A 4919-nucleotide genomic window follows, 5' to 3' on the forward strand; every position below is an offset into this window, starting at 1 on the left:
CTTTTTTCAGGAATCTTTCAGAAGTCCGTCCGGCTTCCGCCCGGTCTCTCCCGTCCGTTTCCTTCTTTTTCTTGCCCTCCCGTGAGGCGCTCAGATAGAATACCAGCTTTCGGCCGCTTTGTCAACACCTTTTTCCGCTTTTTTTCAGAGTTTTTTCGAGGGCCCAGATCTGTGGTGCGCCGCCCCTTAGTATGCACAAGATCTGCCTGTCTATACCTGCCCTCTCAGCTTTTTGACCAAGAGCAGGAGCAGCGGCAGCCCAAAGCCCAGCAGCAGATTGCCCGGCCACACCACGTTTTCCATCCACCGATCCAGGGAGAAGGCGTCGGGGAACAGCAGCCACGCCCCCGCCAGCGCCGCGGCCGCCACCGGCACGGCGGCGTGCCTTCTCTCTTTCAAGGAGAACACCGCCTGGGCCAGGGCGGCGCAGGAGGAGGCCAGCAGGGCCAGCAGGGCCAGGTCGGAGAACACCCACAGGGCGATGATCAGCGACTCCACCCGCTGGAAGGTGCCCTCGATGCCGATGCCCTTTACCATTAAGAAGAAGGGGGTGTCCGCCCGGGCGGTAAGAGTGGGGCCGAAGTTGCCCTGGCACACCAGCTGCAGGGCGGTGAGCACCAGGCAGAACACCATCCCCCACACCAGCAGGCGGCGGCGGTCGTTTCCCGTCCGCGTCACATTGCCCCCCAGGAAGGCGGCAAAGAGCCCATAGCCCAGCAGGCCCAGCACCGGCAGGGCGGCGGAGAGCAGGCCGGGCACGTCCTCCGTCCAGATGGGGAGCACATGGCGGGGCTCGATCTGGAAGGCCCCCAGAGCCAGGGAGAAGACCAGCCCCACCGCCAGGGCCAGGCGGAAGATCTCCCCCGCCCGGGCCAGCACCCGCACCGGCTTCCACGCCAGCCAGAGGGCCAGGGCCAGCAGCACCGCCAGAAACAGCCCGGCGGGGGAATTGCTGTAGCTGGCGGACAGGAAGCGCAGGGAGAACAGCCGGGCGTTGGCGGCCAGGAGCAGCAGCCCCCACCCCAGGCAGAGCAGCAGCACCAGCCTGCCCAGGGGCCTCCCCAGCACCCGCTGGGTCACCTGGGCCAGGCCCGCCCCCTCCCCCGCCGGGCGGAGCAGCGCCCAGAGGGCCCACAGGGCGGCCAGCAGCACCGGCAGGGCCGCCAGGGCGGACAGCCACCCCGCCTCCCCGGCCAGGGCGGCGGTCTGGGCGGGGAGCACCCCGATGGCCGGGGCCAGCAGGGCGGCAAAGAGCAGCGAGAGCAGCTGCCGCAGAGAGATGCGGTCGTCGGCCATGAATGTTCCTCCTTCTGGTTTGGCTCTGTGATGCACCTGCAAGGCGCGCCGGGGTCGTCGCACCCCACATCCTTTATTCCTCCTGCCGGGCGGCGTCGTAGCCGCGGCGGAGCTCCGCCTCCACGGACAGCTCCAGCTCCAGCCCGGCCAGGGCGGCGCGCTCCAGGGCCGCCTTGTGCCACGGCCGGGCCAGTGCCGCCCGGCTCAGCAGGCCCAGGTAGTCGGCGTCCAGCTCTTGGGCCAGGGACAGGGCGGCCCACGCCCGGTCATGCTCCACCCGGGCCAGCGCCTCCTCCAGGGCACGGGCCGCCTGCTCGTCCCGCAAGTCCAAATCCCCCTCGGCCAGGTTGGCCTCCACCTTACAGGTGACGGTCAGGCCGGTGAGGGTGCCCCCCTCCACCACCGGGCGCACCGAGGAGGAGGCCCCCACCACCCGCAGGGCGGCGGTGCCGCCCCCGTCCAGGGGGAGCTCCACCACGTCGGCCTCCACCGAGCCCAGCAGCAGGTTGATCCCCCTGGCGGCGTCCTCCCCCGTCCAGGCCGCCAGGGCCCCGTCCTTCAAGATGCCGTACCCGGCGGCGGGCAGGCCGGTTTCCGCCGTCACGGCGGGGAGGAAGGTGGCCCCCTGGGCGTAGAGGTCGGTAATGGCGTCCTTTACCGTCCGGCGGGCGGAGCCGGAGAGCAGGCCCGCGTCCTCCGCCATGGCCTCCAGCCGGCCGGCGGCGGAGCCGTCCCGGGCCGCCGCCTCCAGGGCTGCGCCGGCCTCACCGCCCCGCACCAGATAGAGGGCGGTGTCCAGGCGCATCTCCACATCCCGGAGCACATAGTCCAGGGTGGGCCACAGCCCCCGGCGGGCCAGCTCCTCTCCCGCCAGCAGCTGGCCCACGTGGCCGAAATAGAGGTAGGAGGCCCCCTCGCTCTGGAGGCCCAGCACCGCGGCGCTGAGGGTGGCGGCCGAGCCGTTCACCACGGTGGCCCCGCTGTCCGGCCCGTCCCCCGCCCCGCTGGAGGCGGTGACGGCCACCTGTCCCGCCTCCGCCGCGTCCACCCCCAGGGTCTGCATCAGCTCCATGTCCTCGATCTCCCGGCCGCGGGGCAGCGCAGCCACGCCCCGGCGGCACCCGGCCAGGGGGAGGGCCAGGGCGGCGGCCAGGAGGGCGCACAGTACCCGCCTCACCGCTGGTTCCTCCGGTTGGCGGGGTGGATGGCCGCCGGGCGCCACTTCACCCGGGGCAGGGGGCGGCGGATCAGCCCGCTGCCCTGCGCCGGCCCGTCGGACTCGGTGGCAAAGGGGGAGAGATAGGACACGCCGAAGCTCTCCAGCCCCGCCAGGTGTGCCACCAGGGCGGCCAGGGCCGCCGCCGCGCCGAACAGGCCCGCCAGGCTGGCCGCCGTCACCAGCAGGAACCGCCAGATGCGCAGGGCCCCCGCCAGCTCCTGGGAGGGCATGGTGTACCCGGCGATGCCGGCCACGGCCACCACGATGAGCACCGCCGGGGAGACGATCTTGGCCTCCACCGCCGCGCTGCCCACCACCAGGCCGCCGATGATGGACACGGTCTGGCCGATGGACTGGGGGAGGCGCAGGCCCGCCTCCTGGAGGATCTCAAAGGCCAGCAGCAGCACGATCACCTCAAAGGCGGAGCGGAAGGGCACGTCCTGCTTGGCGGCGATGATGGACAGGGCCAGCTTGGTGGGGATCATCTCCTGGTGGAAGGTGACCATGGCCACGTAGAGGGCGGGGAGCAGCAGGGTGAGGAGCATGCAGGTATAGCGCAGCAGGGTGAGCACCGTGGCCAGCATCCAGCTCTCCGACTTGTCCTGGGGGGCCCGGAGGAAGTCCCCCAGCACCCCGGGGGCCAGGTAGCCCAGGGGCAGGCCGTCGATGAGGATGCCCACCCGGCCCTCCGCCAGGCCGGCGCAGAAGCGGTCGGACCGCTCGGTGTACTGGAGCAGGGGGAAGGGGGTGCGCTGGGCGGGGACGATATACTCCTCGATGTTGCCGGTGGCCAGGACGGCGTCGATGTCGATGTCCGACAGCTGGGCCGCCACCCGCTTCACCAGGGCGGGGTCGGTGAGCCCCTCTATATATAAGATGTCCACCAGGGTGGCCGACTGGCGGCCCACGGTCTGCTCCCGGATGCGCAGCTCCGGGGCCTTGATGTGGCGGCGGACGATGGAGGTGTTGGTGCGCAGGCTCTCCACAAAGGCGTCCCGCGCGCCCTTGAGCACCGTCTCGTTGCTGGGGGCGGAGATGGAGCGCTTCTCCTCCGTGCCGGTGAAGAAGGAGAGCACGGCGGATTCCCCGGGAAAGAACAGCAGGCACCAGCCGGACACCAGGTCGAAGGCCGCCTGATCCAGGGTGGTGCGCTCCGCGGCGGACAGGTTGTACAGGGCCCCGTCCTCCATCTTCTTCATCAGCGCCCCCATATCGGCGCAGCCGGCCAGGGACTTGTCCTGGGCCAGGGGGCGGAGCACGTAGTCACTGACCCGCTCCATCTTCACCATGCCGCTGAGGTAGCACAGGGTGAGGGCGGGGCCCCCCTCCAGGGCCACCGGCCGCTTGGTGAAGTCCACACAGTCCCGGAAGATCTCCTCCACCCCCGCCAGGGTCAGGGGCCCCGGATAGCGGGGCTCCCGCCGGGGATGGGGCTCCCCCGGCTCCCTTCTCGGCCCGAATATACCCATGCCGCGCCCCTCCTTTTGTCGATTTTGTCGAATGGAACTTTGTTAGGATGCCCTTCTTTTGCCCGGTTATACAAATTTGTCCGCACCCGTTGCAATTTGCCCCCGTTGCTGATATACTTTTAACGAAACTCAGAAGTTCAATCAATGAACTACCCACTTTCCTTTTGGTCAGTACCCGGCGCCCCCCTTTTCAGGCGGGGTCTCTTTTGTCTCAATTTCATTGTAAGGAGGAGCGGAAATGAAACCCTTTACCCAGGCCGCCGAGACCCTGGATCAGGAGCTGGCGGAGAAGATTGACGGCATCCTGGCCGCCCACGGCGGGGATCCCACCCAGCTGGTGGGCATCCTGCTGGACGTGGAGGCCGCCGTGGAGCGGCACTATATTCCGGAGTCCGCCGCCTACTATGTGGCGGAGAAGCTGGGGGTCAAGCCCACCCAGGTGTACGACGTGATCTCCTTCTACACCGCCCTCCACGACAAGCCCCGGGCCAAGTTCACCCTGGAGGTGTGCTCCAGCGCCCCCTGCCGGGTGAAGGACAGCGACACCCTGCTGGAGCGGCTCAAGCGGCTGCTCAACCTGGAGGTGGGCGAGGTGACCTACGACGGGCGCTTCTCCATCGAGAAGGTGCCCTGCTTCGGTGCCTGCGACGTGTCGCCGGCGGTGCGGGTCAACGGGGTGGTCTACGGCCATCTGGACAGCGAGGAGCGGATTCTGGACATGCTCCAGCAGCTCAATTAAGGGGGAGAGGACATGAGCAAGACCGTCTGTTTCATCACCCGGAACTTCGGGAAGTACGACCCGGACAGCCTGGCCGGCTATGAGGCCATCGGCGGCTTCCGGGCCCTGCGCCGCGCCCTTGGCATGGACGGGTACGCCATCGCCGACGTGCTGGCCGCCAACGGCGTCCAGGGCCGGGGCGGCGCGGCCTACGACA

4 protein-coding genes and 1 pseudogene are annotated in these 4919 nt (G+C 69.3%); 2 read left to right on the forward strand and 3 right to left on the reverse strand.

What is annotated here, in order from left to right; genetic code table 11:
* Positions 1-210 precede the first annotated feature (210 nt).
* From QZ378_RS12130 to QZ378_RS12140, 3 genes are all read right to left on the reverse strand, one after another.
* Positions 211-1296 carry a GerAB/ArcD/ProY family transporter gene (locus QZ378_RS12130; protein ID WP_291258451.1) on the reverse strand — a complete coding sequence of 362 codons (1086 nt, stop codon included), beginning with the start codon at positions 1294-1296 and terminating at the stop codon, positions 211-213.
* A gap of 73 nt (positions 1297-1369) precedes the next feature.
* Positions 1370-2473, reverse strand: a complete 1104-nt coding sequence (locus tag QZ378_RS12135) for a Ger(x)C family spore germination C-terminal domain-containing protein (RefSeq protein WP_291258452.1) — start codon at positions 2471-2473, stop codon at positions 1370-1372.
* Positions 2470-3984 carry a spore germination protein gene (locus tag QZ378_RS12140; protein WP_291258453.1) on the reverse strand — a complete coding sequence of 505 codons (1515 nt, stop codon included), beginning with the start codon at positions 3982-3984 and terminating at the stop codon, positions 2470-2472. The genes QZ378_RS12135 and QZ378_RS12140 overlap by 4 nt, the downstream gene beginning before the upstream one ends.
* Positions 3985-4222: 238 nt before the next feature.
* On the opposite strand from QZ378_RS12140, the gene QZ378_RS12145 reads away from it, so the two are divergent.
* Positions 4223-4723: an NAD(P)H-dependent oxidoreductase subunit E gene (locus tag QZ378_RS12145; RefSeq protein WP_191379766.1), complete on the forward strand. Its 501-nt coding sequence runs from the start codon at positions 4223-4225 to the stop codon at positions 4721-4723.
* A gap of 12 nt (positions 4724-4735) precedes the next feature.
* A pseudogene (locus QZ378_RS12150) lies at positions 4736-4919 on the forward strand (NADH-quinone oxidoreductase subunit F); the annotation flags it as partial.

It is taken from the genome of Flavonifractor sp. (assembly GCF_019422385.1).
In the GTDB taxonomy this organism is placed as follows: Bacteria; Bacillota; Clostridia; order Oscillospirales; family Oscillospiraceae; genus Flavonifractor; species Flavonifractor avistercoris.

Coding starts and splice junctions, on each gene's coding strand:
- QZ378_RS12130 (WP_291258451.1), bottom strand. CDS start 1,296: ATGGCCGACGACCGCATCTCTCTGCGGCAGCTGCTCTCGCTGCTCTTT.
- QZ378_RS12140 (WP_291258453.1), bottom strand. CDS start 3,984: ATGGGTATATTCGGGCCGAGAAGGGAGCCGGGGGAGCCCCATCCCCGG.
- QZ378_RS12145 (WP_191379766.1), top strand. CDS start 4,223: ATGAAACCCTTTACCCAGGCCGCCGAGACCCTGGATCAGGAGCTGGCG.